The sequence below is a fragment of the Paracoccus lutimaris genome (assembly GCF_003337565.1).
Lineage (GTDB): Bacteria > Pseudomonadota > Alphaproteobacteria > Rhodobacterales > Rhodobacteraceae > Paracoccus > Paracoccus lutimaris.
In genome coordinates this window covers 1-2,823 of record NZ_QPJL01000066.1, presented here as the reverse complement: position 1 = coordinate 2,823, position 2,823 = coordinate 1, and the positions used below count along the sequence as shown (strand labels likewise).

The following is a 2,823-nucleotide window of genomic DNA, read 5'->3' as shown; positions in this document are numbered from 1 at the left end:
CGTGGCACCCCCGAGGCCGATCTTCAGCGCGCCGTCGTGCAGGCCTTGCGCATCGCCCTGCCCCGCACCGTCATCATCCACCACTGCGCCAACGAGGTGACCGAGGCCGGGCCCCGCGGGGCCAAGCGCCAAGCGATCCTCGTCGGCATGGGCGTCCATGCCGGGTTCGCCGACCTGATGGTGATCTGCGACAGCCGCGTCCTGTTCCTCGAGTTGAAGGCGCCGAAGGGGCGATTGCGGCCAGAGCAGGAGGCGTTCCGCGATGCGGTGCAGGCGCAGGGCTTTGGCTGGGCGCTGGTCCGCAGCCTCGACGACGCGCTGGGCGCGCTGGCCGATCATGGCTTCACCACGCGAATCGCTCCTGCCCCGCGGAGGCCCGCGCCATGAGTCACGAGGCCACCAACTGGGCCATCAAGCAGCGCGGATTGAAGCCCACGACCAAGATCGTGCTCTGGCACCTTTGCGACCGGTTCAACCCCGACTACGGCTGCTTCCCCTCACAGGACCGGCTGGCCCATGACTGCGAGATCAGCCGGTCGACGCTGAACGATCATCTTGGCCAGCTCGAGGCGGTAGGCTTGCTTCGGCGGGTGCCGCGGCTCGATCCCGTGACCAAGCGCCAGCTGCCCACCCGCTACATCCTGGGGTTCGAGCCGGGGTTCACACCTGTGGCTGTGGTACCGTGTCCGGAAATCGGACACGGGGACGACGACGGCGCGGAAAGCCTCGACGATGCCTATGGTTGTGGTGTCGATGGCATGGCAGATGCCTTGCCGTGTCCGGATTTCGGACACGGGGATTGCGCCGGAGCCGCGTCCGAATTTCCGGCTGAGCCGTGTCCGGAAAATCCCGAAAGCCGTGTCCGAAATTCGGACACTAACCCTGTAAGGGAACCTCTAAGTAAACCAGTAAAGGAGGAGGAGGGCGCGCAGGCGCGCGAGACGATTTCCGATCAGGTTTTCGGGGATCTGCTCGACGCGCTGGGCCTCGACCCCGCCGCCCTGCCCGGCTGGTGGCAAGGCTGGCCGCCCCGGCTGCACGTCCAGCGCTGGCGCGACGAACTCGGCCTGACCGAGGCGGAGATCATCGCCGCAGCCGAGGCCAGCCGCCAGGAACACCCCGAACCGCCAGACGGGCCGAAGGCGCTGGACCGCGCCATGCAGCGCGCCGCCCAGCGCAAGGCCGAGGATGCCGGGCGGAAGCGCGGGAAGCCCAAGGCGACCCCTGCCCCGGCCACCAAGCCGGTCACCGATCTGCCCGCCTTCTACGCCGATCTGGTCAACTCCGACCGCTACCTGCCGGTCAGCGCGATCAGCAACACTATGCGCGACGCCATGCTGGCCCGCGGGCTGGTCACGGCCCAACGCCTGCGCGAGCGCGGGGTGCGGTGAATGGCATGGTGTCACGTCCCCGGCACGGATTGTCCCTCTGCGCAGGCGGCGGAGGCCTTGATCTGGGCCTCATGCTGGCCGAGCCCGGCTATCACACCCGCGCCTTCGTCGAATGGGAGGACTGGCCCCGGGCGGTCCTCATTGCCGCCCAGCGCACGGGATACATCGCCCCGGCCCCGATCTGGACCGACCTGCGCAGCTTCAACGCCCGCCCCTTCCGGGGCGCGTTCAATGTCGTCCTCGCTGGCTATCCCTGCCAGCCCTTCAGCGCGGCCGGGAAGCGCGGCGGCGCCGACGATCCCCGCCACCTCTGGCCCGACGTCGCCCGCGTCATCCGCGAATGCCGTCCGGAATGGGTGTTCCTCGAAAACGTCGCCGGGCATGTCACCCTCGGCCTTGAAACCGTCCTGCGAGAGCTTTGGGCAATGGGTTACACGCCTGCGGCGGGCCTGTTCTCGGCGGCAGAGGTCGGCGCGTCGCACGAACGGCTGCGGATCTTTATCCTGGCCCACACCGATGAGCCTGCATCCGGGCACCGGCAGCTACAACCCAGCCGGGAACAGCGACTTTACCCGGAAGGCCGAGGCGCTGGCGCTGGGCATTGCGAAGGCGCTGCCGAACCACTGGCCGACACCGGCCGCCCAGAACTGGAAGGGCAGTTCCGAGGCCAGCATCACCCGCACCGACGGCAAGTCCCGGATGGACCTGCTGCACTACCGGGCAGAGCAGGGCTTCATCCGCCCGGCCCCGGTGACCTTGCCGGATGGGCCACGGTCCTCGCCGCACGCCCCGATCTCGCGCCGGCTCTGGGCTTCGATGATTGCCTCGCATGGGCGCGTCGTCTCGCGGCGGATCCTCAAGGGCCGATCACGGCGGCGGCTGAACCCGCTCTTCGTCGGATGGCTGATGGGCTGGCCCACCGGGCACGCGCTCTGCGCCTGCTCGGCAACGGAGTTCACCCTCTGGCAGCGGCACATGCGTGGCGCTCTCTCGCAGCTGCCCATTGCCTCGGGCCCGTGGATCTGGCGGCCGACCGATGCGGCCCAGCGCCCGGCGCAGATGGATTTCCTTGAAGGATTGCACCGATGAGTTTCCACGGCCGCGTCAGCGGCACCAGAATCAAGCGCGCGCTGGGCGTGCAGGCCGCGCTGGAATGGGCATTCCGAGTGGAACAGGCGCAGCTTGAACTGCCACTGCCCCCGGATGTCACCGAGGAAGGCTTCGGCTTCGGCCTGGAATACGTGCTGCTGCAGCGCGCCGTGCTGGGCTGCAAGATCGACGGCGGCCAGCACAAGATCGGCGGCTACACCCATGAGGACGCCGAGGTCATCGCCGCCACCGTCGCCGGAATCCCCGATAGCCTCGGCGGCAAGCGCATGGCAATCCGCGTCGCGGAACTGGCCCGCGCCGGGCTGACGCCCGACTGGATGCC

Annotated in this window: 3 protein-coding genes and 2 pseudogenes; all 5 read left to right on the top strand. The window is 68.9% G+C overall.

Annotation, left to right across the window (positions count from 1 at the left end; translation table 11 throughout):
- Nucleotides 1-387: VRR-NUC domain-containing protein (locus DFP89_RS19795; RefSeq protein ID WP_147273374.1), on the top strand; the 387-nt coding region annotated here is incomplete at its 5' end.
- On the top strand, nucleotides 384-1,391 hold the full coding sequence (locus tag DFP89_RS19790; protein WP_114351018.1) for a helix-turn-helix domain-containing protein: 1,008 nt from the start codon (nucleotides 384-386) through the stop codon (nucleotides 1,389-1,391). The genes DFP89_RS19795 and DFP89_RS19790, both read left to right, overlap by 4 nt.
- A 5-nt stretch (nucleotides 1,392-1,396) precedes the next feature.
- Nucleotides 1,397-1,852, top strand: a pseudogene (locus tag DFP89_RS21215) (DNA cytosine methyltransferase); the annotation flags it as partial.
- A 55-nt stretch (nucleotides 1,853-1,907) separates the two neighbouring features.
- Nucleotides 1,908-2,480: a DNA methyltransferase gene (locus tag DFP89_RS20955; RefSeq protein ID WP_245948898.1), complete on the top strand. Its 573-nt coding sequence runs from the start codon at nucleotides 1,908-1,910 to the stop codon at nucleotides 2,478-2,480.
- Nucleotides 2,477-2,823, top strand: a pseudogene (locus DFP89_RS19780) (hypothetical protein); the annotation flags it as partial. The gene DFP89_RS20955 and the pseudogene DFP89_RS19780, both read left to right, overlap by 4 nt.